Origin of the sequence: Thioalkalivibrio halophilus (assembly GCF_001995255.1) — a bacterium.
In the GTDB taxonomy this organism is placed as follows: Bacteria; Pseudomonadota; Gammaproteobacteria; order Ectothiorhodospirales; family Ectothiorhodospiraceae; genus Thioalkalivibrio; species Thioalkalivibrio halophilus.
In genome coordinates, this window is sequence record NZ_MUZR01000007.1 from 13,943 (window position 1) to 39,263 (window position 25,321).

26 protein-coding genes and 4 tRNA genes are annotated in these 25,321 nt (G+C 67.1%); 28 read left to right on the forward strand and 2 right to left on the reverse strand.

The annotated features are described in order from the left end of the window. Nucleotides 1–19 precede the first annotated feature (19 nt). Both B1A74_RS02170 and B1A74_RS02175 read right to left on the reverse strand, forming a co-directional pair. Nucleotides 20–880, reverse strand: a complete 861-nt coding sequence (locus B1A74_RS02170) for an SDR family oxidoreductase (RefSeq protein ID WP_077243647.1) — start codon at nucleotides 878–880, stop codon at nucleotides 20–22. A gap of 16 nt (nucleotides 881–896) precedes the next feature. Beyond that, nucleotides 897–1,274 carry a DsrE family protein gene (locus B1A74_RS02175; RefSeq protein WP_018946416.1) on the reverse strand — a complete coding sequence of 126 codons (378 nt, stop codon included), beginning with the start codon at nucleotides 1,272–1,274 and terminating at the stop codon, nucleotides 897–899. Nucleotides 1,275–1,444: 170 nt separating this feature from the next. Between B1A74_RS02175 and B1A74_RS02180 the strand changes: the two genes are divergently transcribed. The 28 genes from B1A74_RS02180 (at nucleotide 1,445) to B1A74_RS02315 (ending at nucleotide 25,248) form a co-directional block, all read left to right on the forward strand. Continuing rightward, nucleotides 1,445–1,741, forward strand: coding sequence for an FmdB family zinc ribbon protein (locus B1A74_RS02180; RefSeq protein WP_018946415.1), 297 nt, complete (start codon nucleotides 1,445–1,447; stop codon nucleotides 1,739–1,741). A 5-nt stretch (nucleotides 1,742–1,746) separates the two neighbouring features. Then, the gene (locus B1A74_RS02185; protein WP_077243648.1) at nucleotides 1,747–2,397 is read left to right on the forward strand and encodes a DUF502 domain-containing protein; all 651 of its coding nucleotides are present in this window, start codon (nucleotides 1,747–1,749) and stop codon (nucleotides 2,395–2,397) included. A 100-nt stretch (nucleotides 2,398–2,497) separates the two neighbouring features. Continuing rightward, nucleotides 2,498–4,285 (forward strand): aspartate--tRNA ligase, encoded by a 1,788-nt coding sequence (gene aspS / locus B1A74_RS02190; RefSeq protein ID WP_077243649.1) that lies wholly within the window; start codon nucleotides 2,498–2,500, stop codon nucleotides 4,283–4,285. Nucleotides 4,286–4,304: 19 nt separating this feature from the next. Further along, nucleotides 4,305–4,934 carry an esterase/lipase family protein gene (locus tag B1A74_RS02195; RefSeq protein ID WP_077243650.1) on the forward strand — a complete coding sequence of 210 codons (630 nt, stop codon included), beginning with the start codon at nucleotides 4,305–4,307 and terminating at the stop codon, nucleotides 4,932–4,934. Nucleotides 4,935–4,991: 57 nt separating this feature from the next. Beyond that, nucleotides 4,992–5,735 carry a YebC/PmpR family DNA-binding transcriptional regulator gene (locus B1A74_RS02200; RefSeq protein WP_018870022.1) on the forward strand — a complete coding sequence of 248 codons (744 nt, stop codon included), beginning with the start codon at nucleotides 4,992–4,994 and terminating at the stop codon, nucleotides 5,733–5,735. A gap of 29 nt (nucleotides 5,736–5,764) precedes the next feature. Beyond that, a complete protein-coding gene (ruvC, locus tag B1A74_RS02205) occupies nucleotides 5,765–6,277 on the forward strand; it encodes a crossover junction endodeoxyribonuclease RuvC (RefSeq protein WP_018946411.1) in 513 nt (170 codons plus the stop codon). After that, nucleotides 6,274–6,885 (forward strand): Holliday junction branch migration protein RuvA, encoded by a 612-nt coding sequence (ruvA, locus tag B1A74_RS02210; protein WP_018946410.1) that lies wholly within the window; start codon nucleotides 6,274–6,276, stop codon nucleotides 6,883–6,885. Before ruvC ends, ruvA begins: the two co-directional genes overlap by 4 nt. A 98-nt stretch (nucleotides 6,886–6,983) precedes the next feature. Next, nucleotides 6,984–8,012: a Holliday junction branch migration DNA helicase RuvB gene (ruvB, locus tag B1A74_RS02215; protein ID WP_018946409.1), complete on the forward strand. Its 1,029-nt coding sequence runs from the start codon at nucleotides 6,984–6,986 to the stop codon at nucleotides 8,010–8,012. Next, nucleotides 8,009–8,446 (forward strand): tol-pal system-associated acyl-CoA thioesterase, encoded by a 438-nt coding sequence (gene ybgC / locus B1A74_RS02220; protein WP_077243651.1) that lies wholly within the window; start codon nucleotides 8,009–8,011, stop codon nucleotides 8,444–8,446. Before ruvB ends, ybgC begins: the two co-directional genes overlap by 4 nt. Nucleotides 8,447–8,476: 30 nt before the next feature. Continuing rightward, the gene (gene tolQ / locus B1A74_RS02225) at nucleotides 8,477–9,154 is read left to right on the forward strand and encodes a protein TolQ (RefSeq protein ID WP_026300757.1); all 678 of its coding nucleotides are present in this window, start codon (nucleotides 8,477–8,479) and stop codon (nucleotides 9,152–9,154) included. A 3-nt stretch (nucleotides 9,155–9,157) separates the two neighbouring features. Then, nucleotides 9,158–9,607: a protein TolR gene (gene tolR / locus B1A74_RS02230; RefSeq protein WP_018946406.1), complete on the forward strand. Its 450-nt coding sequence runs from the start codon at nucleotides 9,158–9,160 to the stop codon at nucleotides 9,605–9,607. Between the two features lie 10 nt (nucleotides 9,608–9,617). Next, the gene (gene tolA, locus B1A74_RS02235; RefSeq protein WP_077243652.1) at nucleotides 9,618–10,577 is read left to right on the forward strand and encodes a cell envelope integrity protein TolA; all 960 of its coding nucleotides are present in this window, start codon (nucleotides 9,618–9,620) and stop codon (nucleotides 10,575–10,577) included. A gap of 43 nt (nucleotides 10,578–10,620) precedes the next feature. After that, complete coding sequence (gene tolB / locus B1A74_RS02240) at nucleotides 10,621–11,910, forward strand: Tol-Pal system beta propeller repeat protein TolB (RefSeq protein WP_077243727.1); 1,290 nt, start codon at nucleotides 10,621–10,623, stop codon at nucleotides 11,908–11,910. A gap of 53 nt (nucleotides 11,911–11,963) precedes the next feature. Then, nucleotides 11,964–12,533 carry a peptidoglycan-associated lipoprotein Pal gene (gene pal / locus B1A74_RS02245; protein WP_077243653.1) on the forward strand — a complete coding sequence of 190 codons (570 nt, stop codon included), beginning with the start codon at nucleotides 11,964–11,966 and terminating at the stop codon, nucleotides 12,531–12,533. Next, complete coding sequence (gene ybgF / locus B1A74_RS02250; protein ID WP_077243654.1) at nucleotides 12,533–13,360, forward strand: tol-pal system protein YbgF; 828 nt, start codon at nucleotides 12,533–12,535, stop codon at nucleotides 13,358–13,360. The genes pal and ybgF overlap by 1 nt, the downstream gene beginning before the upstream one ends. Further along, nucleotides 13,357–14,055 (forward strand): 7-carboxy-7-deazaguanine synthase QueE, encoded by a 699-nt coding sequence (gene queE, locus B1A74_RS02255; protein WP_077243655.1) that lies wholly within the window; start codon nucleotides 13,357–13,359, stop codon nucleotides 14,053–14,055. Before ybgF ends, queE begins: the two co-directional genes overlap by 4 nt. Then, the gene (gene queC / locus B1A74_RS02260) at nucleotides 14,055–14,741 is read left to right on the forward strand and encodes a 7-cyano-7-deazaguanine synthase QueC (protein ID WP_077243656.1); all 687 of its coding nucleotides are present in this window, start codon (nucleotides 14,055–14,057) and stop codon (nucleotides 14,739–14,741) included. The genes queE and queC overlap by 1 nt, the downstream gene beginning before the upstream one ends. Before the next feature lie 168 nt (nucleotides 14,742–14,909). After that, a complete protein-coding gene (locus B1A74_RS02265) occupies nucleotides 14,910–16,181 on the forward strand; it encodes a YeeE/YedE family protein (protein WP_019021230.1) in 1,272 nt (423 codons plus the stop codon). Nucleotides 16,182–16,284: 103 nt separating this feature from the next. After that, nucleotides 16,285–16,360: transfer RNA gene (locus B1A74_RS02270), tRNA-Lys, on the forward strand. A gap of 95 nt (nucleotides 16,361–16,455) precedes the next feature. Then, nucleotides 16,456–16,542, forward strand: a tRNA-Leu gene (locus tag B1A74_RS02275). 76 nt (nucleotides 16,543–16,618) lie between these two features. Then, the gene (gene tig, locus B1A74_RS02280; RefSeq protein ID WP_077243657.1) at nucleotides 16,619–17,926 is read left to right on the forward strand and encodes a trigger factor; all 1,308 of its coding nucleotides are present in this window, start codon (nucleotides 16,619–16,621) and stop codon (nucleotides 17,924–17,926) included. Then, nucleotides 17,923–18,576 (forward strand): ATP-dependent Clp endopeptidase proteolytic subunit ClpP, encoded by a 654-nt coding sequence (gene clpP, locus B1A74_RS02285; protein WP_018946397.1) that lies wholly within the window; start codon nucleotides 17,923–17,925, stop codon nucleotides 18,574–18,576. The genes tig and clpP overlap by 4 nt, the downstream gene beginning before the upstream one ends. A gap of 91 nt (nucleotides 18,577–18,667) precedes the next feature. Next, complete coding sequence (gene clpX / locus B1A74_RS02290; protein WP_077243658.1) at nucleotides 18,668–19,948, forward strand: ATP-dependent Clp protease ATP-binding subunit ClpX; 1,281 nt, start codon at nucleotides 18,668–18,670, stop codon at nucleotides 19,946–19,948. Between the two features lie 87 nt (nucleotides 19,949–20,035). Continuing rightward, nucleotides 20,036–22,516 carry an endopeptidase La gene (lon, locus tag B1A74_RS02295; protein WP_018946395.1) on the forward strand — a complete coding sequence of 827 codons (2,481 nt, stop codon included), beginning with the start codon at nucleotides 20,036–20,038 and terminating at the stop codon, nucleotides 22,514–22,516. A gap of 232 nt (nucleotides 22,517–22,748) precedes the next feature. Continuing rightward, nucleotides 22,749–23,036, forward strand: a complete 288-nt coding sequence (locus tag B1A74_RS02300) for an HU family DNA-binding protein (RefSeq protein WP_255349426.1) — start codon at nucleotides 22,749–22,751, stop codon at nucleotides 23,034–23,036. Nucleotides 23,037–23,047: 11 nt separating this feature from the next. After that, nucleotides 23,048–23,123: transfer RNA gene (locus tag B1A74_RS02305), tRNA-Val, on the forward strand. A 40-nt stretch (nucleotides 23,124–23,163) separates the two neighbouring features. Then, nucleotides 23,164–23,240: transfer RNA gene (locus B1A74_RS02310), tRNA-Asp, on the forward strand. Nucleotides 23,241–23,358: 118 nt separating this feature from the next. Continuing rightward, nucleotides 23,359–25,248 carry a SurA N-terminal domain-containing protein gene (locus B1A74_RS02315; protein WP_077243659.1) on the forward strand — a complete coding sequence of 630 codons (1,890 nt, stop codon included), beginning with the start codon at nucleotides 23,359–23,361 and terminating at the stop codon, nucleotides 25,246–25,248. The last annotated feature ends 73 nt before the right edge of the window (nucleotides 25,249–25,321 follow it).

The following is a 25,321-nucleotide window of genomic DNA, read 5'->3' on the forward strand; positions in this document are numbered from 1 at the left end:
GCGCCGGGGGCCGTGATGTTCAGCGGTTCTCGCCGCGCGAGACCAGCCGCAGGAAGGCGTCCATCCAGCGCGCCGGCAGGATCGCCTTGAGGAAGGCGAACAGATGCGTGGGGAAGGTCACGCGGTAGCGCAGCTTCGGCCGCCGCGCCTCCAGGGCGTGGATCACGCAGCGGGTCACGGCCTCCGGCCCGAGGGTGAACGGGGCGTCGGCCTCCGCGTTCGCCATGCGCGCCTCGGCGGCCTCGTAGGTCCGCGCCCAGGGGCTGTGTGCCCGGTGGATGTGCTGGCGGAAGGCCTTCAGCGCGTTGGCGCGGAATTCGGAGCGGATGGGACCCGGCTGGATGATGGAGACCCGGACGCCGCTGCCGTGGAGTTCCTGGCGCAGGGTGTCGGACATCCCCTCGATCGCGAACTTGGAGGTGACGTAGGCCCCGCGCAGGCGCAGCGGGGCGAAGCCCAGCACCGACGAGTTCTGGATGATGCGCCCCTCGCCGGCGCGGCGCATCGCCGGGATCACCAGGTTGGTGAGCTCCAGCCAGCCCAGCACGTTGGTTTCGAGCTGAGCACGCAGGGCCGAGCGCGAAAGGTCTTCCACCGCGCCCGGCTGGCCGTAGGCGCCGTTGTTGAACAGGCCGTAGAGCTTCCCGCCGGTGCGGTGCAGGACCTCGTGCGCCGCGCTGCGGATGCTGGCGGAGTCGTTGAGGTCCAGTTGCAGGGCTTCGAAACCATCGTTCTTCAGACGCGAGATGTCTTCCGCGGCGCGCGCGGTGGCGAACACGCGATAGCCACGGTCGCGCAGAGAACGGGCTGCGTGGGCCCCGATCCCGGAGGAGCAGCCGGTGATCAGGACGGCGCGGGCATCGGTATCGGCGGCACTCACGAGGGATCCCCCGGAATCAGTAGGTGAGGGAGGCGACACCGTCCTCGACGACCTCGCCGATGAAGGCCCCGCCGCCACGCATGCCATCGAGCTCGGGCACCGCGTTGTCCAGCGTCAGGCCGTTTTCGTCCATCGCGCCGGCGCAGGCGTAGAATCGCGCGCCGGCCTCGTGGGCGTCCTGCATGAAACTGTAGACCGATTTTTCCTGCGCTTCGCCCGGGTACATCTGCTCGGCCACGCCCCGGCGCAGCAACCGGGTGGTCTGCGCGGCGAAATAGATCTCCACTTCCAGATCCATGGCGGCGGCCACGGTGGCCTGGAAGAACGGCGCGCCCAGGGTGCCGGGGCGGTCGAGGTCCAGGTTCAGGAGCATGATCACGATCTTGTCGGCCATCTCTTCTCTCGCTTTTCAGGGCGGGTTGGATACGGTTTGCGCAATGCGCTGCATGATCCGACCTCCGGCCGCGCGAAGCAATCGCCATGGATGCTTTTAATCCGGGCCGCCGCCCGCATAATACGGCTATCCACTGTTGATCGATGAACCGACTTCGGGAGAATACCGTCATGCCGATCTATGAATACGCCTGCCAGGAATGCCGCCAGGTCTCCGAGATCCTGCAGAAGATCTCCGACCCGCCCGCCACCACCTGCCCGCAGTGCGGCGCCGAAGCCCTGACCAAGCAGGTCTCGGCCGCCGGGTTCCGCCTGTCGGGCGGCGGCTGGTACGAGACCGACTTCAAGCAGGGCGGGCAGCGCAACCTGAAGGACGGTGCAGGTTCCGGGGGGAGTTCCGGTGCGGACAGTTCGGGGAGTTCGGGTTCCGGTGACAGCGGTGGCAAGGCTGCCGCGTCCGGAGGCTGAGCCGTATGCTGGCCGCGCTCCGGCGTTACGTGATCGCGGGCCTGCTGGTCTGGTTGCCACTGGTGGTGACCGGCTACGTCATCAAGCTGCTGGTGGACCTGCTGGATTACAGCGTGCTGGTGCTGCCGGAGGCCTGGCGCCCGGAGGCATGGCTGGGCTTCGACCTGCCGGGTGCCGGGGTGGTGCTGGCGGTGGCGATCGTGCTGGTGACCGGGATGATCGTGGCCAACATCGTTGGCCGCCGTCTGGTGCACCTGGGCGAGGCGGTGGTGCGGCGCATCCCGCTGGTGAGCACCATCTATGGCGCGGTGAAACAGGTTACCGAGACGGTCTTCAGCAACGGCGGGGAGTCGTTTCGCAAGGTGGTGATGATCGAGTATCCCCGTCGGGGGACCTGGTCCATCGCGTTTCTGACCGGTACCGCCACTCCGGAGACCCGCGAACGCACCGGCGAGGACATGGTGACGGTGTTCGTGCCCACCGCCCCCAACCCGACCTCCGGCTTCGTCCTGCTGACCCCGCGCACCGAGGTCACCGAGCTGGACATGTCGGTGGAGGACGGGCTCAAGTTCGTGATGTCGCTGGGGGTGGTGATACCGTCCGATGATCCCGTCAGCGCGCCGCTTCCGGTTGCGCGGGACGGGGGCAGGCCGTAACATTTCCGCCCCTTTGACGGGCGTGACGCGCCCGTTTTCCCCGATCAACCCGCGCGGCCGCCATCACCGGCATGCCGCGCCCGGCAGCTGGAACGGCGCAATGCGAACGCATCTCTGTGGGCAGGTCACCGAAAGCGACCTCGATTCCGAAGTGACCCTGTGTGGCTGGGTCAACCGCCGCCGCGACCACGGCGGCGTGATCTTCGTCGATCTGCGTGATCACGCGGGACTGGTGCAGGTGGTGTTCGATCCCGACCGTGAGGAGGTCTTCGCGCGCGCCGAGCAGCTGCGCAGCGAATACGTGATCCGCATGACCGGTCGCGTGCGCCGGCGCCCGGAGGGTACCGAGAACCCGGAGTTGACGACCGGGGCGGTCGAGATCCTCGGCCTGGAACTGGAGGTGCTGAACGCGGCAAAGACCCCGCCGTTCCCGCTGGATGACGAGGACGTGGGCGAGGATACCCGCCTGCGCTATCGCTACATGGATCTGCGCCGCCCGGTGATGCAGGAGCGCCTGCGCCTGCGCGGCCGGGTCACCGCGGCGATGCGCCGGTTCCTCGAGGAGCGCGACTTCCTCGATCTCGAGACGCCGATGCTGACGCGCGCGACCCCCGAGGGCGCGCGCGATTACCTGGTGCCGTCGCGCACCCACGCGGGCAGCTTCTTCGCCCTGCCGCAGTCGCCGCAGCTGTTCAAGCAGCTGCTGATGATGTCCGGCATGGACCGCTACTACCAGATCACCCGCTGCTTCCGCGATGAGGATCTGCGTGCCGACCGCCAGCCGGAGTTCACCCAGCTGGACATGGAGATGGCGTTCGTCGACGAGGCCGACGTGATGGGCGTGACCGAGGAGCTGATGCGTCATCTGTTCCGCGAGGTCATGGGCATCGAGCTGGACGATCCGTTCCCGCGCATGAGTCATGCCGAGGCGATGACCCGCTTCGGCTCCGACAAGCCGGATCTGCGCATCCCGCTGGAGTTCACCGAGCTGACCGAGGTGATGCAGGCGGTGGAGTTCAAGGTCTTCAACGCGCCGGCGAACGACCCCGAAGGGCGGGTGGCCGCCCTGCGCGTGCCGGGCGGGGCGGAGCTGACCCGCAAGGAGATCGACGGCTACACCGAGTTCGTCGGACGCTACGGGGCGAAGGGTCTTGCGTACATCAAGGTCAACGACCCCGCCGATCCTGCGAACGGGCTGCAGTCGCCGATCCTGAAGTTCCTGCCCGAGGACGTGATCCGCGAGATTCTCGCGCGTACTGGCGCGGCCGCCGGCGACCTGATCTTCTTCGGCGCGGACCGCGCCGACGTGGTGAACGAGGCGCTGGGTGCGCTGCGCGTGCAGGTCGGCCATGATCGCGGCCTGGTCGAGCCCGGCTGGCGCCCGCTGTGGGTGGTGGATTTCCCGATGTTCGAGTGGGATCCGGACGACAAACGCCTGTACGCCCTGCATCACCCGTTCACCGCCCCGGCCACCGACAGCCCCGACGCTCTGCGCGAGAACCCGCGCGAGGCCATGTCGCGGGCCTACGACATGGTGCTTAACGGCACTGAGGTCGGCGGTGGCTCCATCCGTATCCACAACCCGGAGATGCAGCAGGCCGCGTTCGAGGCGCTGGGCATCGGCGAGGAAGAGGCACGCGAGAAATTCGGCTTCCTGCTGGATGCGCTGAACTTTGGCGCCCCGCCGCATGGCGGCCTGGCGTTCGGGCTGGATCGGCTGGTGATGTTGATGAGCGGCGCCCACTCGATCCGCGACGTGATGGCGTTCCCCAAGACCCAGACCGCGGCCTGTCTGCTGACCGACGCCCCGGCGCCGGTGGGCGAGAAGCCGCTGCGCGAACTGGGCATCCGCCTGCGGGCCGGGGTTGCCGGCGACGGCGCGCAATAGGCCCGGGGGCAGCGCGGCGATGACGGCCATGCGGACCACGGTGGTGACCCTGCATGGCTGGCACATGACCGGGGTGGAGATGGTGCTGCTGCGGCGCCGTCTGCGCGCGGCGGGCTACCGGGTGCGGGCGTTTCGCTATCCGTCGCGCCGGGCCAGTCCCGAGGAAGTCGCGCGCGCCCTGGCGGCCTGGCTGGAGACCCTGCCGGACGACATGGTGCACCTGGTCGGCCACAGCCTTGGCGGGGTGATCCTGCGGCACCTGTTCGCGGTGGCGCCGGTGCAGCGGCCGGGGCGCGTGGTGATGCTGGGTTCCCCGCTCGCCGGCAGTCGGGTGGCCGCGCGGCTGGCCGCCAACCGGGCCGGGCGCTGGTGGTTGGGGCGCGCGCTGGATCGCGGTCTGCTGGGCGGCAGCCCGGTGCTGCGCGGGCGTCAGGTGGGGATGATCGCCGGTACCCGCGGGCGTTTTCCGGGGCCGCTGCTGACCGAACTGCCCGAACCGCATGATGGCCTGGTCGCGGTGGAGGAGACCCGGGGGCCGGAAGTGTCCCGGCATCTCCAGGCACCGGTCACCCACATGGGCCTGCTCTTCAGCGATCCGGTCGCGCAGGCCGTCGCGCATTTCCTGGAGCACGGGGAATTCGACCTCTGAACCCCGTTACACTGAGCAGCGTTTCCCTGAGCACAGGCAACGAGGAGGCGGAACACCATGGCCGGTCACAGCAAGTGGGCGAACATCAAGCACCGCAAGAGTGCGCAGGACGCCAAGCGCGGCAAGCTGTTCACCAAGCTGATCCGCGAAATCACCGTCGCCGCGCGCCATGGCGGGCCGGATCCGGAGACCAATCCGCGGCTGCGTCTGGCCTTTGACAACGCCCTCAAGAACAACATGACGCGCGACACCATCGAGCGCGCTGCGAAGCGGGGTGCCGGGGAGACCGAGGGCGAGGCCTACGAGGAGCTGCGCTACGAGGGCTACGGCCCCGGGGGGGCGGCGATCATGGTCGACTGCATGACCGACAACCGCAATCGTACGGTGTCGGAGGTGCGCCATGCCTTCAACAAGATGGGCGGCAATCTCGGCACCGACGGTTCGGTGGCCTATCTGTTCGAGAAGAAGGGCGTGATCAGCTTTGCTCCGGGGCTGGACGAGGAGACGGTGATGGAGCCGGCGCTGGAGGGCGGTGCCGAGGACGTGCTGGTGGACGATGACGGTTCCATCGAGGTCCTCACCGACCCGGACGCCTATCAGGACGTGCGTCAGGCCCTGCTGGATCACGGTCTGGAGCCGGAAAATTCGGAGGTCACCATGCGTCCGGAGACCCTTTCCCCGCTGGACGAGGAAACCGCCGAGACGGTGCTGAAGCTCCTGAACATGCTGGACGATCTGGACGATGTGCAGAACGTCTACACCAACGCCAACTTTCCCGAAGGGGTGGGCGGCGATGGTTGAGCTCCGGATTCGGCGGCGGGGCTGAAGCGGTGCGCATCCTCGGCATTGATCCCGGTTCGCGCCTGACCGGTTTCGCGGTGATCGAAACCGGGTCGCGGCAGTCGCGCTCGCTGGGGCACGGCGTGGTGCGCCCGCGGGCGAAGGCGTTCCCCGAGCGCCTCGGCGAGATCTTTGCGGGGATCGAGGAGGTGATCGCCGAGCTGGCCCCCGACGTGCTCGCGATCGAGAGCGTGTTCGTCGCACGCAATGCGCAGTCCGCGATCAAGCTCGGGCAGGCGCGCGGGGCGGCAATCTGTGCCGCTACCCGGGCGGGGTTGCCCGTCCACGAATACACCCCGCGCGCGATCAAGCTGGCCGTGGTCGGGGTTGGCGGTGCCGGCAAGGAGCAGGTACAGCACATGACGCAGCAGATCCTTTCTCTCGGCGAACCGGCGTCCAGCGACGCCGCCGACGCCCTGGCCGTGGCGCTGTGCCATGCGCATACCGATGCCAGCCAGGCGCGGTTGCAGCCGGCCGCCGCCATCGGCGGAGGCCGCACATGATCGCGCGTCTGGAGGGGACCCTGATCAGTCGCGAGCCCGGCGGCGTGCTGCTGGACGTTGGCGGCGTCGGCTACGAGGTGGACGTGCCGGTGTCCACGCTGGCCCTGTTACCGGACCCGGGCGAGACCGTGGTGCTGGCCACCCATCTGGTGGTGCGCGAGGACGCCCATCAGCTGTACGGGTTCCATCATCGCCGCGACCGTGACCTGTTCCGCCGGCTGATCCGGGTGAACGGCATCGGTGCGCGTCTGGCGCTGGCGATGCTGTCGACCTATGCCGGCGACGAGCTCGCCGGGCTGATCCGGTCCGGCGACACCACCGGGCTGGCGAAGGTGCCCGGGATCGGCAAGCGCACAGCCGAACGCGTGGCCCTGGAGCTGGGCGAGCGTCTGGGCGAACTCGGCTTTGGCGGGTCGGCTCCGGAGGCGGGGGGCGATGCGGCGCCGGTTACGGCCGGCCCGTCGATGGAGGACGAGGCCCTGGCGGCGCTGGAGGCCCTGGGCTATGCGCGTGCCAGCGCGGAGAAGATGGTGGCCGCGGTGCGCGAACAGGCGGATTCGGTGGAGACCCTGGTGCGCCTCGCCCTGCGTGCGACCGTGCGTTCCTGAGGCTGCATGCCGGGCGGGCGTGATCCGGCCCGGATTCCGCGAAAACCACAGCCGGGAGCCCCTGTAAATGGTTCCCGGCAGGATGCATACTGCAGCGCATGGAATCCCGCCTGGTCGACATGCAGCATCAGTCCGAGGACGCCGGCGCCGAAGTGAGCCTGCGGCCGAAACGGCTGACGGACTACACCGGCCAGCCGCAGGTCGTGGAACAGCTGGGTCTGTTCATCGATGCCGCCCGCGGCCGGGGCGAGGCCCTGGATCACACCCTGGTGGCCGGTCCGCCGGGGCTGGGCAAGACGACCCTGGCGCACATCGTCGCCCACGAACTGGGGGTGGGGCTGCGCCAGACCTCCGGCCCGGTGCTGGAACGCGCCGGGGATCTGGCCGCGATCCTCACCGCGCTGGAACCGCGCGATGTGCTGTTCGTCGACGAGATCCACCGCCTGCCCACGGTGGTGGAAGAGGTGCTGTACCCCGCGCTGGAGGACTCGCAGCTGGACATCGTGATCGGCGAAGGGCCGGCCGCGCGCTCCATCAAGGTCGATCTGCCGCCATTCACGCTGGTCGGGGCCACCACCCGCGCGGGGCTGCTGTCGGCGCCGCTGCGTGACCGTTTCGGCATCGTGCAACGCCTCAATCATTATTCCGTCACCGACCTGGCGCATATTGTCGAGCGGGCCGCCGGGCTGCTGGGCGTGGGCATCGATGCCGCCGGGGCCGAGGCCATCGCGCGGCGCGGGCGTGGCACCCCGCGGCTGGCCAATCGCCTGCTGCGGCGGGTGCGCGATTATGCCGAGGTGCGCGCCAGCGGGGTGATCACCGCCGAGGTTGCGGAGCACGGTCTGGATCTGCTGGCGATCGACGCCGGTGGCCTGGACGCCCAGGACCGGCGACTGCTGGAGGTGCTGGTGGACAAGTTCGACGGCGGGCCGGTGGGCGTGGAGAGCCTGGCCACCGCGCTCAACGAGGATCGCGGGACCCTGGAGGACGTGGTCGAGCCCTTCCTGATCCAGCAGGGCTACCTGCAGCGCACCCCGCGCGGCCGCCAGGCGACCCGGCGCACGCTGGCGATGTTCGACCTGCCCGGCGGGGACGGGGACCTGCTGGCCGGCGGAGGGCGTGCATGACGGCAGCCACGGATTTTCACTGGCCGGTGCGCGTCTATTACGAGGATACCGATGCCGGTGGCGTGGTCTATCACGCCAATTATCTGAAATTCATGGAACGTGCGCGCACCGAGTGGTTGCGGGAACTTGGCTTCGAACAGGACCGTCTGAGGGCCGACTGCGGCGTGGTGTTCGCGGTCCGCCGCGCCAGCCTGGACATGCGCCGGCCGGCGCGTTTCAACGAGGCACTGGAAGTGACCTGCGAACCGCGTCGCCTGCGCCGCGCCAGCGTCGAGTTCGTCCAGGTCGTGCGCCGCGAGGGCGTGCCGCTGGTTATCGGCGAGATCATGATTGCCTGCGTGGATCCCGAGCGGGCCGTGCCGGCCGCCGTGCCGGAATCCGTTTACCGCGCGATGCACGCGGCGATCGCAACCGATACCGAAGCAACAGGCTGAGGGAGAAGATCCGTGGAAGTCGATTTTTCGATGTACCAGCTCATCATGGAGGCCAGCCTGGTGGTCCAGCTGGTGATGATCATCCTGGTCCTGGCCTCGGTGTTCTCGTGGCTGGCCATCATCGTGAAGGCGCGCACGCTGCGCGGTGTGGACCGGGCGGCCGATGACTTCGAGGAACGTTTCTGGTCGGGCGCGGATCTGTCCCATCTCTACGAGGGATTGCGGCGCAAGACCGTGCTGAACCCGATGGAGCATGTGTTCTCCTCCGGGTTCAAGGAGTTCCTGCGTGCGCGCCAGCACGGCATGCCGCCCGCCGAGCCGGCCCAGGGCGCGATGCGGGTGGCGATCTCGCGCGAGCTGGACGGCATGGAACGCTATCTGCAGTTCCTGGCCACGGTCGGGTCGACCAGCCCGTACATCGGCCTGTTCGGCACCGTCTGGGGCATCATGCACGCGTTTCTCGGGCTTTCCGGGGTGCAGCAGGCGACCCTGGCAATGGTCGCCCCGGGCATTGCCGAAGCCCTGATCGCCACCGCGCTGGGGCTGTTCGCGGCGATCCCGGCGGTGATCGCCTATAACCGTTTCTCCGGGGACGTGGATCGTATTGCCGGGCGGCTGGAGAACTTCAGCGAGGAGTTCGCGGGCCTGCTCAACCGCCAGTCCCATCCGCGCGCAAGCGAGGCGTCGGTCGCCACGACCGGCGAATAAACCATGGCGAAGACCTCGCTCCGCAGTCAGCGTCGCAGCCGGCGGCCGATGTCGCAGATCAACGTCGTGCCGTTCATCGACGTGATGCTGGTGCTGCTGATCATCTTCATGATCACCGCGCCCATGCTGCAGCAGGGGGTGGAAGTGGATCTGCCCGAGGCTCAGGCCGAGGCGCTGGATGACGGGACCGAGGCGGCCGAACCGCTGGTCGTCACGGTGGACGCCGCGGGCGCGCTGAGCCTCAACCAGGGGCCGCGGGTGAATGAACCGCTGGCGCCCGAGGAGATGACCGAGATCGTTATCCAGTTCCTCGAGGACCACCCGGGCACGCAGACCTACGTGCGCGGCGACCGCAACGTGGACTACGGACGGGTGATCGACGCGATGATCGCGCTGCAGCGGGCAGGGGGCGGCCGCGTGGGCCTGATCACCGAACCGCCGCGCGACGACTGAACCGGCCGCCGTGTTCGAACTGCTGCGACAACATCCGTTTGCCCTGCTGCTGGTGCTGGCGCTGCATGGCGTGCTGTTCGCGGCGCTGTTGCTGAACGTCAACCTTGCGCCGGACAGCCGTTCCGGGGAGCCCCTGGAGATCACGACCGGCGACGAGGTGGAAGTGGTTCAGGCCGAGGCGGTGGACGCCGAGACCTTCGACCGCATCCAGCATGAACGCGAAGTCGCGGAGCAGGAGGCGATCGCCGAGGCCCTGCGCGAGGAAGAGGAACGCCGCCGCGCCGAGGAACAGCAGCGGCTGGAAGAACAACGCCGGCGCGAGGCCGAGGAGCAGGCCCGACGCGAGGCACTGGAAGAGGCGGAACGGGCGCGGCGGCAGGCACAGGAAGAAGCCGAACGTCTGGAGCGCGAGCGCGAGGCCGCTGAACAGGCCCGGCGCGAGGCGGAAGCGGAACGCGAGCGCGCGGAGCAGGAACGGCGCGAACGCGAGGAAGCGGAGCGTCGGGCACGGGAAGAGCAGGAGCGTCGCGAGCAGGAGGAGGCCGAACGGCGCGAGCGTGAAGAGGCCGAGCGGCGCGCCGAAGCCGAGCGCGAACTCGAGGAGCAGCGCCGGCGCGAACGCATGGAAGAGGAGATGCAGCGCATGGCCGAGGCCGCGGAACGGCGCGAGGCGGCGCAGGCGGCGGCCGAACGCCGCGAGGCGATCGAGGAGTGGCAGGCACGGGCCAGCGCGGCAGTCCAGGAACGCTGGCGAGAGCCGGCGGACGTCAGTGCGTCGGACCGGGCCACGGTGCAGGTGCGGGTCAACGAGACCGGGCGTATCATCAGTTTCGAGGTGGAGCGCTGTGCCGGAGGGCCGGCCTTCTGCGCGTCCGTGGAGGAGGCGATCGAGCGCCTGCGTGCCCTGCCGGAGCCACCGGATGCCGAGGCCGCGGCGCGCGGAGTCCGGATCCAGTTCGAACCGCAATGACGGTGAGGTTTCAATGGCATTGCAGGCACCAATGATGAAAAAGATGTTGCGGCCCCTGACGGGCCTGCTCGGGATCGCCCTGATGCTGGGGGCCTCCCAGGCGCACGCGGTGCTGGAGGTCACGGTGACCGAGGGCGTGTCGGGGGCGATCCCGGTAGCCGTGGCGCCGTTCGAGTGGCGCGGAGAGGGTGAACCGGAGACCCGCATGAGCGGGATCCTGGGGGACAACCTGCACCGCAGCGGGCTGTTCGAGGTGCTGCGCGAGGACCTGCCTTCGGGAGCCACCGGGCCCGGGGATTTCATTCCGGAGCCCTGGCGTGCGGCCGGGGCCGAGTACGTGGTGGTCGGCAGCAAGCGCCCGGACGGCGACCGCGTGGTGGTGGATTTCCATGTGTTCGACGTGCTTGCCGAGGAACGCCTCGGCGGCTGGCGCATCCCGGTGCCGGCCGACATGCTGCGGCGCGGCGGGCACCGAGTGTCGGATCTCGTGTTCGAGGCCATCACCGGCGATCCGGGGGCGTTCAGTGCGCGCATCGCCTTCGTGCAGGTGCAGCGCGACGGCGACGAACGTGAGTTCCGCCTGCAGGTCGCTGATTCGGACGGCGCGAACCCGCGCACCCTGTACCGCTCGTCGGATCCGGTGATGTCGCCGGCCTGGTCGCCGGATGGCAACGAACTGGTGTATGTGTCGTTCGAGAACCGCCAGTCCGAGGTCTTCCGCCACGACGTGCGCAGCGGCGAGCGGGTGAGCCTGGCCCGGTTCCGGGGAATCAACAGTGCGCCGGCGTGGTCGCCGGACGGACGCTACCTGGCGCTGAGCCTCTCGCGCGACGGCAGTCCCAATATCTATCGGCTGGATCTGCAGAGCGGGGACCTGGAGCAGCTGACGCGGTCCTCCGCGATCGAGACCGAGCCGGCGTGGTCGCCGGACGGCGGGACCATCTATTTCACCTCCGACCGTGCCGGGGCACCGCAGATCTACCGCATGGACGCCGACGGCGGGGATGTCCGGCGGCTGACCTTCGAGAGCGGATATGCGGCGGGTGTCACGGTGTCCCCGGATGGCGATTCGGTAGTGTATGTCGAGGGGGGCGATGGCGGCTTCCGTCTGGCCCGCCTGGATCTCGGCGACCGTCGTGTCACGCGACTGACCGATTCCGGTAACGCCGAATCCCCGAGCTTTGCTCCCAACGGAAGCATGATCCTTTACGCCATCAGCGAAGGCACTCGTGGCGTCCTGGGCTCGGTGAGCCGGGATGGCCGGGTACACCAGCGGCTGGAGGGCCGGGACGGCGAGGTGCGTGAACCGGCCTGGTCGCCACTCGGCGAATAATGAGGGTCTGCCCGGATTCTTTGATGATTGACAACACCCTGAGGAAACAAACGATGAACCACCTGATTCGCTGGGGCATTCTGGCCCTTGTCGTGGGCTCGCTGGCGGCCTGCGCCCAGCCGGTGCGCGATGCCGAGGATCCGGCCGAGCGTGAGGCACGTGAGGCGGCCGAAGCCGAAACCGAGGCCGAGCGTGAGGCCCGCGAGCGGCGCGAGCGCGAGGCACGCGGGCTGGGCGAGGACCGGCGCCTGGACGCCGCGGCACTGGATGACCCGGACAGCCTGCTGGCCGACCGTCTGGTGTATTTCGAATTCGACCGTGACGAGGTGAAGCGCGAGTACGAGGAGATGCTGGAGGCGCATGCCGAGTATCTCGCGGCCAACCCCGGTGCGCGGCTGCGTCTGGAAGGGCATACCGACGAACGGGGTACCCGTGAATACAACCTGGGGCTGGGCGAGCGTCGCGCGCAGTCCGTGCGTCGGGTGCTGAACCTCAACGGGGCCGCGGACGAGCAGATCGAGGTCGTCAGCTACGGCGAGGAAATGCCGGTGGCCTTCGAACAGACCGAAGAGGCCTGGGCGCAGAACCGGCGCGTGGAACTGGTATACGACCGTCGGCAGTGATGATGGTGATGGATACGCGTCCCATGCAGGCGATTCGGCGGCGGGCCGGGCAGCGTTTCCCGCAGGGTGCCCTTCGGGGCGCCCTGCTGGCCGGGATGCTTCCGGTCCTGCTGCTGGCCGGGCCCCCGGTGCTGGCGCAGGAAGACGGCATCGTGGCGACGCAGTCGCAGGTGCGGGAGCTGGACCGCCGGCTGGATCGCATCGAACGCAGGCTGGATTCCAGTGCGCTGGCGGACATGCTGCGCGGCGTCGAGGAGATGCAGCGGGATCTGCGCAATCTGCGCGGAGAAGTCGATACCCTGAATCACCGCCTTGACCGCCTGGAAGAGCGCCAGCGGGACCAGTTTGCTCATCTCGACGAGCGGCTGGCGACGCTGGAGGCCGGCGGTGTCGCCAGCGAAGGCGAGGCGCCGCAAGAAGAAGTGGTGGATTTCGATCTGCCGGACGCGGGCGAGCAGGAGGCCTACCAGGAGGCCTTCTCGGTCCTGATGGACGGGGATTATGCCGGGGCGATCCGGCAGCTGGAGGCGTTCATCGAGCGGTTCCCGGACGGGGATTTTGCCGCCAACGCCTGGTACTGGCTGGCCGAAGCCAAATACGCCAGTGGCGATTTCGAGGCCGCGCTGGAAGACTTCGAGCGGTTGCGTGAGCAGTTCCCGGAAAGCGACAAGCAGGGTGATGCCCTGCTGAAGATCGGTTACTCGCATTACGAGCTCGAGGATTTCGAGGCCGCAAGCGAGGCGCTGGAACAGGTGCGCGAGGAATACGGCGGCACCACGCTGGATCGCCTCGCGCGCGAACGCCTGCAGCGGATGGACGGCTCGTGAGCGTGGAAGCACCGCTGCGCCGCACCTCGGCACCGGCCTCCGCGTCCGGGGGCGCGCTCCGGCTGCGCCTGAGCGAGATGTTCGTTTCGTTGCAGGGCGAGGCCGCGCAGGTGGGCTGGCCCACGGTGTTCGTGCGCCTGACCGGCTGCCCGCTGCGCTGTCGCTGGTGTGACACCGAATACGCCTTCGAGGGTGGCGAGACCACCGACGTGGCCACGGTGCTGCAGCGGGTGACGGGCGAGGGGGCGCGCCACGTGTGTGTCACCGGGGGTGAGCCGCTGGCCCAGCCGGGCAGCCGTGCCCTGATCACGGGCCTGTGCGATGCCGGCCTGGCGGTCACGATCGAGACCTCCGGTGCCATGGACGTGAGCGACGTGGATCCGCGCGCCGGGCTGGTCATGGACTGGAAGGCACCCGCGTCCTGCGAGTCCGGGCGTAACCGGGCGGAAAACCTCGCATATCTGGGGGAGGGCGACCAGCTGAAGTTCGTGCTCGCCAACCGGGCGGATTTCGAATGGGCGCGTGACGCCCTCCCCGGGATGGGCCTGGATCCGGCGGTGGAAGTCCTGTTTTCCCCGGTACATGGCGAGCTGGAGCCGCGGCTGCTGGCCGACTGGATCGTGGCCGAACGCCTGCCGGTACGTTTTCAGGTGCAGCTGCACAAGTGGCTGTGGGGCGACGAGCCGGGGCGTTGATGGCCACGGGGGTGAATGAACGCTCCGTGGTCCTGCTGTCGGGCGGACTGGACTCGGCCACCTGCCTGGCGCTGGCGCAGGAGCAGGGGCTGGAATGCCACGCCCTGTCGGTGGACTACGGGCAGCGCCACGCCACCGAGCTGCAGGCGGCGCGGCGTGTGGCCGCGGCCGCCGGGGTGGCCGACCATCGCGTGGTGCATGTCGACCTGGCTGCCATTGGCGGCTCCGCGCTGACCGACTCGGCCATCGAGGTGCCCGAGGCCGGCGGCGAGGGTATCCCGGTGACCTACGTGCCGGCGCGCAACACCGTGTTTCTGTCGCTGGCACTGGGGTTTGCCGAGACCCTGGGCGCCCACCGCCTGGTGGTGGGCGCCAACGCGGTCGACTACTCCGGCTATCCCGACTGCCGCCCCGCGTTCATCGAGGCCTTTCAGTCGCTGGCGCGCGTCGCGACGGCCACCGGCGTGGAGGGCGCGCCATGGTCGGTGGAGGCCCCGCTGATGCATCTGAGCAAGGCGCAGATCATCCGCGAAGGGGCGCGTCTGGGCGTGGACTATTCGCTGACGGTGTCGTGTTACCGGGCCGACGCGGACGGGCGCGCCTGTGGCACCTGCGATTCCTGCCGCCTGCGTGCCGACGGTTTCGCGGCGGCCGGGATCCCCGATCCCACCCGTTATGCCGGATGAGGCCCGGCCCCGGGCCCGGCAGGTTCGCCCGGGGAAGCACGGAATGAAACCTCTCTCGATCTCGTCTGGTGGTCGATGTATGCTGCGCGGCCCTGAACGGCGAAACCGGATGCCTTGCTCCGGTCGGTCGTGCAGCCCGAGTGACAACTGATCAAGAGGGTTTGACGCATGGAATTCTCCAGCTTTTCCGCAGCCGCCACGGCGGTGCTGGTCGGGACGTTCATCCTCGCCTTCATCATGGGGGCGGTCGCCAACAAGACCAACTTCTGCACCATGGGCGCGGTCTCCGACTGGGTGAACATGGGTGACACCGGGCGCATGCGCTCCTGGCTGCTGGCCATCGCCGTGGCCATGCTGGGCGTGAGCACCCTGGAATTCTTTGGCGTGCTGAGCGCCGAAGGTTCGTTTCCTCCCTACCGCATGGATAACCTGAACTGGCTCGGGCACGTGCTGGGCGGTTTCCTGTTCGGGATCGGCATGACCTACGGCTCGGGCTGCGGTAACAAGACCCTGGTGCGCGTGGGCGGCGGCAACATCAAGTCGGTGATGGTGATGGTCCTGATCGGCATCGTCGCCTACTTCCTGCTGAGCACGCAGTCGGTGTTCGGCACCGGCGAGACCCTCAACCAGCTGCTGTTCGGCTGGATGGACGCCACCGCGATCACGCTGTCCGGCGGCCAGGATCTCGGCTCGATCGTCGCGGGCGATGCCGACGGCACCGCGCGTCTGGTGCTGGGCCTGGTCATCGGCGTGCTGCTGCTGGCGCTGATCTTCAAGGCGGCGGACTTCCGCAAGAGCTTCGACAACATCCTGGGCGGGCTGGTGATCGGCCTGGTGGTGATCGGTGCCTGGTGGCTGACCAGCAACGTGCAGGTCGCCGACGAGATGGGTGACACCTACACCCCGACGGCCTATCTGGCCGACTGGGATTTCCTGGGCGAGCCCGGTGAAGAGCGCCCGGCCGACCAGCTGCGTTTCTGGAACAACCAGTCCTTCACCTTCATCGCGCCGATGGGCCAGAGCGCGGCCTACGTGAAGGAAGGCTTCGACAGCCGCTTCCTGTATTTCGGCGTGATGGCGCTGGCGGGCGTGATCCTGGGCTCGTTCTTCTGGTCGCTGGTGTCGCGCAGCTTCCGCATTGAGTGGTTCTCGTCCCTGCGCGATTTCTGGAATCACTTCGCCGGGGGCATCCTGATGGGCGTGGGCGGCATCCTCGCGATGGGCTGTACCGTGGGGCAGGCCATCACCGGGGTCTCCACGCTGGCCATCGGCGGGTTCCTGACCTTCATCTTCATCGTGTTCGGCGCGGCCCTGACCATGAAGATCCAGTACTACAAGATGGTCTACGAAGACGAAGCCAGCTTCGGCAAGGCGCTGATCACCTCGCTGGTGGACATGAAGCTCCTGCCGTCGAAGATGCGCAGCCTCGAGGCGATCTGATCGCCGGCGGGGCGGGAACCTTCTGCCCGGGCGGGCCGCGATCGCGGCCCGCCTTGCGTTTTGGTGACGGGGCCGTACACTACGCCCCCGTTGCAGATCACACGGGTCGTTAGCTCAGTTGGTAGAGCAGTGGACTTTTAATCCATTGGTCGTAGGTTCGAATCCTACACGACCCACCATCTCCCCGGTCCCGGACCGGCTCAAGGCCCGTTCAGCGGGCCTTTTGTGTTTCCGGCATGCAGACACGCTACAATGTCGGGTTACGAAACCAACGGCGAAAGTGGCGGAACTGGTAGACGCGCTGGGTTTAGGTCCCAGTGGGGTAACACCCGTGAGAGTTCGAGTCTCTCCTTTCGCACCAGGAACCCCGTCCGGCCGCGAGACGACGGCCCCGCGCCCGGACACGACGATTTCCGAACCATTTGACGAGGCCCTCCATGCAAGTTTCCGTTGAAGCCACTGGCAACCTGGACCGCAAGATGACCGTCCAGGTCCCCTCCGAACGCGTCGACACCGAGGTCGACAACCGCCTGAGGAACCTCGCCAAGCGGGTCCGGCTCGACGGGTTCCGCCCGGGCAAGGTGCCGCTCAAGGTGGTGCGTCAGCGCTACGGGGCCGGGGTGTACCAGGAGGTGCTCAGCGAAGTCCTGCAGGAGAGTTACCGCGAGGCGGTGCAGCAGGAGGGCCTGGAGCCGGCCGGCAGCCCGAGCATCGAGCCGAAATCGGTGGAAAACGGTCAGCCGATCGAGTTCGAGGCGTCCTTTCAGGTCTTCCCGGAGATCGAGGTCGCCGACCTGTCCGGGGTCGAGATCGAACGCCCGGTGGCCGAAATCGGTGACGAGGACATCGATCGCGTGATCGACACCCTGCGCGAACAGCACAAGGAATGGCAGGCGGTCGAGCGTGCGGCGGCCTCGGGCGACCGCATCACCCTGGACTTCCTCGGCAAGCTCGACGGCGAGGCCTTCGAGGGCGGACAGGCCGAGGACTTTCAGGTGGAGATCGGCAGCGGGCGGCTGCTGGCGGAGTTCGAGAACCAGCTCGAAGGCGTGAAAACGGGCGAGGAAAAGACCATCGAGGTCACCTTCCCCGAGGATTACCCGGCGGAGGTCCTCAAGGGCCGGACCGCGACCTTCGATATCACGGTCAAGGCGGTGGAAGAGGCCCGGCTGCCCGCGGTCGACGCGGCCTTCGCGGAGAAATTCGGCATCGAGGACGGCTCGGTGGAGAAACTTCGCGAGGATGTGCGGTCCAACATGGAGCGGGAGCTGAATCAGGCTCTGAAGAGCAAGATCAAGCAGCAGGTCATGGATGCGCTGGTGGAACGCCACGGCTTCGACCTGCCGGATGCCCTGGTGAAGTCCGAAATCAACCGCCTGCGCGAAGACGCCGAGAAGCGGTTCGGCGGGGCGGAGCAGACGCAGCCGCTGCCGGACAGCCTGTTCGAGGAAGAGGCGAAACGGCGGGTGCGCCTGGGCCTGGTGCTGCGGCATCTGATCGACGACAAGGGCTTCGAGGTGGATCGCGAGCGGGTCGAGCAGGAGCTCGACAACATGGCCGCGACCTACGAAGACCCCGAAGAGGTCAAGCAGTACTACCGCACGCAGCCCCAGGCCATGCAGAACCTGGAGTCCATCGTCCTGGAAGACCAGGTGGTGGACTGGGTGGTGGAACAGGGCAACGTCACCGACAAGCCCACCACCTTCCAGGACGTAATGAATCCGAACAAGGAGTCGAGCGAATGACGCACGACATGGGCGATCAGGGCGCGCAGCATACCCAGGGCCTGAACCTGGTGCCGATGGTGGTCGAACAGACCGCCCGCGGGGAACGCGCCTATGACATCTACTCCCGGCTGCTGAAAGACCGGGTGATCTTCTGCGTGGGGCCGGTCGAGGACTACATGGCCAACGTGATCGTCGCGCAGATGCTGTTCCTGGAATCCGAGAATCCGGACAAGGAAATCAGCCTCTACATCAATTCGCCCGGTGGTGCGGTCACCGCCGGCATGGCGATCTACGACACCATGCAGTTCATCAAGCCGCAGGTGTCCACGCTTTGCGTGGGCCAGGCGGCGAGCATGGGGGCGGTGCTGCTGGCCGGGGGCGCCGAGGGCAAGCGCTATGCGCTGCCGCATTCGCGCGTGATGATCCACCAGCCGCTGGGTGGCTTCCAGGGTCAGGCGACGGACATCGACATCCATGCCCGCGAGATCCTCAAGATCAAGGAAGAGCTCAACCGCGTGCTGGCGAAGCACACCGGTCAGACGGTGGAACAGATCGAGCAGGACACGGATCGCGACCGCTTCATGACCGCGGCCGAAGCGCAGGAATACGGCCTGGTCGACAACGTGCTGGCCGATCGTGCGGAAGCCGGCGAGAAAGCCGGATCCTGATGCCTAGACCGCACGAACACTTGGCTCGTTTGCACCGGTCGGCGAAACGGGGCATGTTCGAAAGGAATTGCAATCCAATCGAGGGCAACGGATGAGCGACGACAAGACCCCTCCCGCGGACGGCAAGCTGCTGTACTGCTCCTTCTGCGGGAAAAGCCAGCACGAGGTGCGCAAGCTGATCGCGGGACCCTCCGTGTTCATCTGCGACGAGTGCGTTGAGCTGTGCAACGACATCATCCGCGAGGAAATGCAGGAGGCCGGCCAGACCGAACATGCCTCGCTGCCGCGGCCCCGTGAAATCCGGGACACCCTGGATGATTACGTGATCGGCCAGAACGACGCGAAGAAGATCCTCTCCGTCGCCGTCTACAACCATTACAAGCGAATGGAGGCGCGGGCCGGCAAGGACGAAGTGGAGCTGTCGAAGTCCAACATCCTGTTGATCGGCCCGACCGGATCCGGCAAGACCCTGCTGGCGGAGACCCTTGCGCGGGTGCTCAACGTCCCGTTCACCATCGCCGACGCGACCACCCTGACCGAGGCGGGCTACGTTGGCGAGGACGTCGAGAACATCATTCAGAAGCTGCTGCAGAAGTGCGATTACGACGTCGAGAAGGCCGAGAGCGGGATCGTCTACATCGACGAGATCGACAAGGTGTCGCGCAAGGCCGACAACCCCTCGATCACCCGTGATGTCTCGGGCGAGGGCGTGCAGCAGGCCCTGCTCAAGCTGATCGAGGGCACGACCGCCTCGATCCCGCCGCAGGGCGGACGCAAGCATCCGCAGCAGGAATTCCTGAACGTCGACACCAGCAACATCCTGTTCATCTGCGGTGGTGCCTTCTCCGGCCTGGACAAGGTGATCCAGCAGCGGGCGGAGAAAGGGACCGGCATCGGTTTTTCCGCGGCGCTGGCGAGCAAGGACGAGGACGCCTCCTCGGACCGCTGGCTGAAGCAGCTGGAGGCCGACGATCTGGTGCGTTACGGCCTGATCCCGGAATTCGTCGGGCGTCTGCCGGTGCAGGCGACCCTGGACGAGCTCGACGAGGATGCGCTGATCACGATCCTCACGCAGCCGAAGAATGCGCTGATCAAGCAATACGCGCGGCTGTTCGAGATGGAGGGCGTCGAGCTGGAGTTTCGCGACGATGCACTGCACGCGATCGCCGCGAAGGCGCTGGAGCGCAAAACCGGTGCCCGCGGCCTGCGGACCATCCTGGAGAACATTCTGCTGGATACGATGTACGAACTGCCGTCCATGGAGGGGGTTACCAAAGTCGTGATCGACGAGGCGGTGATCCGCGGGGACGCCGAGCCCTATCTGATTTACGACAACACCCCGTACACCCGGCAGGCCGCCGCGGACTCCTGAGCGGGAAACATCGGCCGGGCGACCCTTGAAAACCGCGCGGGTCGCCCCCATTTCCCCCCTACATTCGCCCAGCCCTGAGGGGGCCACATGACCGACGACCGTCCTTCCCAGAACGAGGTGGAATCGCCCGTCAAGCGCGTTGCGGTGCTGCCGCTGCGCGATGTCGTGGTGTATCCGCACATGGTCATTCCGCTGTTCGTCGGGCGCGAGAAATCGATTCGCGCGCTGGATTCGGCGATGGCAGAGAACAAGCAGGTCCTCCTGGTCGCGCAGAAGAGCGCCGAGGTGGACGAACCCGACGCCGGGGATCTCCACGAGATCGGGACCCTCGGCAACATCCTCCAGCTCCTGCGCCTGCCCGACGGCACCATCAAGGTGCTGGTGGAAGGCGCGCAGCGTGCCCGCGTGATGGATGTCTCCACCACCGGGGATCCCGAGCAGGAAGAAGACTACTTCGTCTCCGACATCAAGCTGATCGACGAGGAATTCGATACCGAGGACAAGGAACTCGAGGTCCTCGGGCGCTCCGCGCTGAACCAGTTCGAGCAGTACATCAAGCTGAACAAGAAGGTCCCGCCCGAGATCCTGACCTCGCTCGCCGGGATCGACGACACCTCGCGTCTGGCCGACACCATCGCCGCGCACATGTCGCTGAAGCTCGAGGAGAAGCAGCAGGTCCTCGAGATCGCCAACGTGCGCGAGCGCCTGGAGCATCTGGTCGCCAAGATCGAGGGCGAGATGGACGTGCTGCAGATCGAGAAGAAGATCCGCGGCCGCGTGAAGCAGCAGATGGAGAAGTCCCAGCGCGAGTACTACCTGAATGAGCAGATGAAGGCCATTCAGAAGGAGCTGGGCGACCTCGAGGACGCACCCAACGAGCAGGAGGACCTGGCGGAAAAGATCGAAAACGCCGGGATGTCCGAAGAGGCGAAGAAGAAGGCGACCGCCGAGCTCAACAAGCTCAAGATGATGTCGCCGATGTCCGCCGAGGCCACGGTGGTGCGCAGCTACATCGACTGGCTGGTGTCGCTGCCGTGGAAGAAGAAGACCCGCGTCTCCAAGGATCTCAAGCGTGCCGAGAAGATCCTCAACGAGGATCACTACGGGCTGGAAGAGGTCAAGCAGCGCATCCTGGAATACCTCGCCGTGCAGTCGCGCGTGCGCAAGCTGAAGGGCCCGATCCTGTGTCTGGTGGGGCCGCCCGGCGTCGGCAAGACCTCGCTGGGGCAGTCCATCGCGCGGGCCACCAACCGCAAGTTCATGCGCATGGCGCTGGGCGGGGTGCGTGACGAGGCCGAGATCCGCGGTCACCGGCGCACCTATATCGGGTCGCTCCCGGGCAAGATCATCCAGAACCTGTCCAAGGTCGGGGTGCGCAACCCGCTGTTTCTGCTCGACGAGATCGACAAGATGGCCATGGATTTCCGTGGCGATCCGGCCTCGGCGATGCTCGAGGTACTGGATCCGGAACAGAACCACACCTTCAGTGACCACTACCTGGAGGTGGACTTCGATCTCTCGGACGTGATGTTCGTGGCCACGGCCAACAGCATGCACATCCCCGGGCCGCTGCTGGACCGCATGGAAGTGATCCGCTTGTCCGGCTACACCGAGGACGAAAAGGTCAACATCGCGCACACCTACCTGATCCCCAAGCAGATCAAGACCAATGGTCTGAAGAAGGGCGAAATCAACATCTCCGATGCGGCGGTGCGCGACGTGGTCCGCTACTACACCCGCGAGGCCGGGGTGCGTGCGCTGGAGCGCGAGATCGCCAAGATCTGCCGCAAGGTGGTCAAGCAGCGCACCCTGTCGAAGGGCAGAGACGCCGACCGCATGACTTCGGTGACGCCCAAGACCCTGGACAAGTACCTGGGTGTCCGGCGCTACCGCTTCGGCCAGGCCGACGAGGCCGACCGGGTCGGCCAGGTTACCGGGCTGGCGTGGACCGAGGTGGGCGGTGAACTGCTGACCATTGAGGCCTCGGCGGTGCCCGGCAAGGGCAAGACCCAGCAGACCGGCAAGCTGGGGGACGTGATGCAGGAGTCCATCCACGCCGCGCTGACAGTGGTCCGGTCCCGCGCTGCCGCCCTCGGTCTGGAAGAGAATTTCCACGAGAACAAGGACCTCCACATCCACGTTCCCGAGGGGGCCACGCCCAAGGACGGACCGTCTGCAGGTATCGGTATGTGCACGGCCATCGTTTCCGCCCTGACCGACATCCCCGTGCGTGCCGATGTGGCCATGACCGGCGAGATCACCCTCCGCGGGCAGGTGCTGCCGATCGGCGGGCTCAAGGAGAAACTGCTGGCGGCGCATCGCGGGGGTATCCGTACGGTCCTGATCCCCGAGGAAAACGAGAAGGATCTGGTGGATATCCCGAAGAACATCAAGCAGAAGCTGGATATTCGCCCGGTGCGCTGGATCGACGAGGTGCTGGAAGTCGCCCTGGCCGAGATGCCGGAAGCCCGTACCGGCGAGCCGGCGGAGGGCGAGGAGCCCGCCGAAGAAGTCGTCTCCGGCAAGAAGAAACCGTCGCGGGGGCGTGGTCGAGTCCGGCATCACTGATCGGTCCGCACACCCGGGGGAGAGGGCCCGGGGGAGAGGGCTTTTGTCGAGCCGGTCGCAGGGAGCGGCGACCGGCGTTTGACACCATTTTCGCAGCCTTGCTATAACCCTGATCGCATTGTCCGGATCCGGCTGTCGAACCCATTCCCGTTCCCTGCACAGGCCGTGGCGGCATCGGCCCGGATTGTTGTAAGCTTGGCTCTGCCGGCTGCACGCCCGAGTCACCAAAACGATAAGGAACCGTTTCATGAATAAATCCGAATTGATCGACGCGATCGCCGCGGAAGCCGATGTTCCCAAGGCTCAGGCCGGCAAGGTGGTCGATGCCATGGTCAGCGTAATCGGGGATTCCCTTGCCAAGGGTGATCAGGTATCATTGGTTGGCTTCGGGACGTTCCTCGTCCGCGAGCGTGAGGCGCGCACGGGGCGCAACCCGCGCACCGGCGAGACGATTCAGATCGCCGCGTCGAAAACGCCCGGTTTCAAGGCTGGCAAAGCGTTGAAGGATCGGGTAAACTAAAGAGCTTTACCGGGTGCTTAGCTCAGTTGGTAGAGCGTCGCCCTTACAAGGCGAATGTCGGCGGTTCGAATCCGTCAGCACCCACCAGGCGCAGACCTGCTCGATTCGGCTGCGCTGAAAAGAATACGGAGCGGTAGTTCAGTTGGTTAGAATACCGGCCTGTCACGCCGGGGGTCGCGGGTTCGAGTCCCGTCCGCTCCGCCATATTTCGAAAGGCGCCCTCCGGGGCGCCTTTTTTGTTGGTGCGTCCGACAGACGGCGGAGGACGCGCCTGCTACCATTGATCTGTTTTTCCTGCTGAACCCGAACGGACAAAACCAGCATGCTGCAAGCAATTCGAGATCGGGCGACCGGCTGGCTCGCCTACGTAATCATCGGCCTGATCGCGGTCCCCTTCGCCCTGTGGGGCGTGGGCGAATACTTCGGCGGAGCCGGCGACATCGTGGCTGCCGAGGTCGACGGCGTGGACATCGATACCCGGTCCGTGCATCAGGAGGCGCGCGCCCAGCGTGATGAGCTCCGCCGCATGTTCGGCGGCGAGATCCCGGACGAATTCGACGACGAGGGGATTCGGCTGCAGGCGCTGGAGAGCCTGATTCGCGAGACCCTGTTGCGTCAGGCGGCTGCTGATCTCGGGTTTACCGCCGCCAGCGAATCCGTGCGCCGCGAGATCCGTGCGATGCCGGTGTTTCAGGAGGGCGGGCAGTTCAGTGCCGAGCGCTATTCGCAATTGTTGTCGGCCCAGCGCATCAGCCCCGCGGATTTCGAGGATGACATCGGTCGCTCGCTGGTGATGTCGCAGATCCAGACCGGGATTCGCGAGTCGGGGCGTTTCGATGAAGCCCTGGTGGACGAGTACGCCGCGCTGCGCAATCAGGTGCGCACGGTGAGCTGGCGGGTGTTCGCGGCGGAAGACTTCGATCGCCCCGGCGTGGTGGATGAGGACGCCGTTGAGGCGTACTACGAGGCGAATCCGGACGAGTTCACGACCGAAGAGCGTCTGCGGGTGGAGTATCTTCAGCTCGATCCGGCATCGCTGGAAGAGGCCGTCGAGCTGAGCGAGGAAGACATCGAGGAGCACTACCGTGCCAACCGGTCGCGTTACGAGGAACCGGAACTGCGTGATGTCCGGGTCATTCGCCTGGCGGACGAGGATGACGCCGAGGCACGGATTGGCGAGCTGCATCAACGGGTCGAGGACGGCGAAGATTTTGCAGAGCTTGCCGAGGAATACTCCGAGGACTCCCTGAGCGCGCCGCGGGGCGGACGCATGGGTGAGCTGGCCCGCGGGGATCTGGGATCGTCGACCCTGGAGACGGTGATTTTCAGTCTGCCCGAGGGGATGGTGAGCCAGCCGGTGCGGACCGATCAGGGCTGGTACATCATCCAGGTGACTGCGGTCGAGGATGCCCGCGCACAGCCGCTGGAGCAGGTGCGTGACGACGTGGAATCCGACCTGCGCGACCGGCGTGCCGAGCAGATGCAGATCGATGCGCTGGACGACCTGATGTCGCTGAGTGTCGAGTTCCCGGAAAGTCTGGAGCCCGCGGCCGAGGCGACCGGGCTGGAGATCCGCACGAGCGACTGGTTCACCCGCAACTTGGGCAGCGGGATCGCGGACTCGCGTTCCGTGCGCGATGCGGCCTTCGGCGAGCGGGTGCGCGAGCGCGGAGAGAACAGCGATGCGCTGGATCTTGATGATGGCTCGACGATCGTGCTGCGCGTGGCCGAGCGGGAAGAGGCGGAGCTGCGTCCTCTGGCCGAGGTCGAGGACGAGATTCGGGCCCGGCTGCAGGCCGAAGCGGCCGCCGACGCGGCGCGCGAAGCCGGCGAGGCCCTGCTGGAAGATCTGCGCGAGGCCGACGACTGGGCGGCCGCCATCGAAGACGAGGGCAGCTGGACGCGCTCGCGCGAGCTGCGCCGGGATACCCGCGACGGTGACGTGCCGGACGGCCTGGTGGCACCGGTGTTCCGTCTGGCCGCAGCCGAGGAGGACGCACCGCGGCTGGCGGGCCTGACGCTGTCCGGTGGTGACTTTGCCGTGGTGGCCCTGGAGGCGGTGCAGGCCGGGGGCATGCAGGAGGACCCGGCTCTGCGCCAGCAGGCCCGCGATCAGCTGCGCAACGCCTACGGCGGTGCCGAGATGCGTGCCTATCTGGCGTGGCTGGAGGCCGAGGCGGATATTCAGCGGTATCCGGAGAACCTGGAGTAGAGGAAGCAGGGAAAGAGTCGGGCGGCGGCAGGTCGCCCGCTCGCGGACAAAAAAGGCCCGGCCAGTCATCTGG

Coding starts and splice junctions, on each gene's coding strand:
- B1A74_RS02175 (WP_018946416.1), bottom strand. CDS start 1,274: ATGGCCGACAAGATCGTGATCATGCTCCTGAACCTGGACCTCGACCGC.
- B1A74_RS02180 (WP_018946415.1), top strand. CDS start 1,445: ATGCCGATCTATGAATACGCCTGCCAGGAATGCCGCCAGGTCTCCGAG.
- B1A74_RS02185 (WP_077243648.1), top strand. CDS start 1,747: ATGCTGGCCGCGCTCCGGCGTTACGTGATCGCGGGCCTGCTGGTCTGG.
- aspS (WP_077243649.1), top strand. CDS start 2,498: ATGCGAACGCATCTCTGTGGGCAGGTCACCGAAAGCGACCTCGATTCC.
- B1A74_RS02195 (WP_077243650.1), top strand. CDS start 4,305: ATGACGGCCATGCGGACCACGGTGGTGACCCTGCATGGCTGGCACATG.
- B1A74_RS02200 (WP_018870022.1), top strand. CDS start 4,992: ATGGCCGGTCACAGCAAGTGGGCGAACATCAAGCACCGCAAGAGTGCG.
- ruvA (WP_018946410.1), top strand. CDS start 6,274: ATGATCGCGCGTCTGGAGGGGACCCTGATCAGTCGCGAGCCCGGCGGC.
- ruvB (WP_018946409.1), top strand. CDS start 6,984: ATGGAATCCCGCCTGGTCGACATGCAGCATCAGTCCGAGGACGCCGGC.
- ybgC (WP_077243651.1), top strand. CDS start 8,009: ATGACGGCAGCCACGGATTTTCACTGGCCGGTGCGCGTCTATTACGAG.
- tolQ (WP_026300757.1), top strand. CDS start 8,477: ATGTACCAGCTCATCATGGAGGCCAGCCTGGTGGTCCAGCTGGTGATG.
- tolR (WP_018946406.1), top strand. CDS start 9,158: ATGGCGAAGACCTCGCTCCGCAGTCAGCGTCGCAGCCGGCGGCCGATG.
- tolB (WP_077243727.1), top strand. CDS start 10,621: ATGTTGCGGCCCCTGACGGGCCTGCTCGGGATCGCCCTGATGCTGGGG.
- pal (WP_077243653.1), top strand. CDS start 11,964: ATGAACCACCTGATTCGCTGGGGCATTCTGGCCCTTGTCGTGGGCTCG.
- ybgF (WP_077243654.1), top strand. CDS start 12,533: ATGATGGTGATGGATACGCGTCCCATGCAGGCGATTCGGCGGCGGGCC.
- queC (WP_077243656.1), top strand. CDS start 14,055: ATGGCCACGGGGGTGAATGAACGCTCCGTGGTCCTGCTGTCGGGCGGA.
- B1A74_RS02265 (WP_019021230.1), top strand. CDS start 14,910: ATGGAATTCTCCAGCTTTTCCGCAGCCGCCACGGCGGTGCTGGTCGGG.
- tig (WP_077243657.1), top strand. CDS start 16,619: ATGCAAGTTTCCGTTGAAGCCACTGGCAACCTGGACCGCAAGATGACC.
- clpP (WP_018946397.1), top strand. CDS start 17,923: ATGACGCACGACATGGGCGATCAGGGCGCGCAGCATACCCAGGGCCTG.
- clpX (WP_077243658.1), top strand. CDS start 18,668: ATGAGCGACGACAAGACCCCTCCCGCGGACGGCAAGCTGCTGTACTGC.
- lon (WP_018946395.1), top strand. CDS start 20,036: ATGACCGACGACCGTCCTTCCCAGAACGAGGTGGAATCGCCCGTCAAG.
- B1A74_RS02315 (WP_077243659.1), top strand. CDS start 23,359: ATGCTGCAAGCAATTCGAGATCGGGCGACCGGCTGGCTCGCCTACGTA.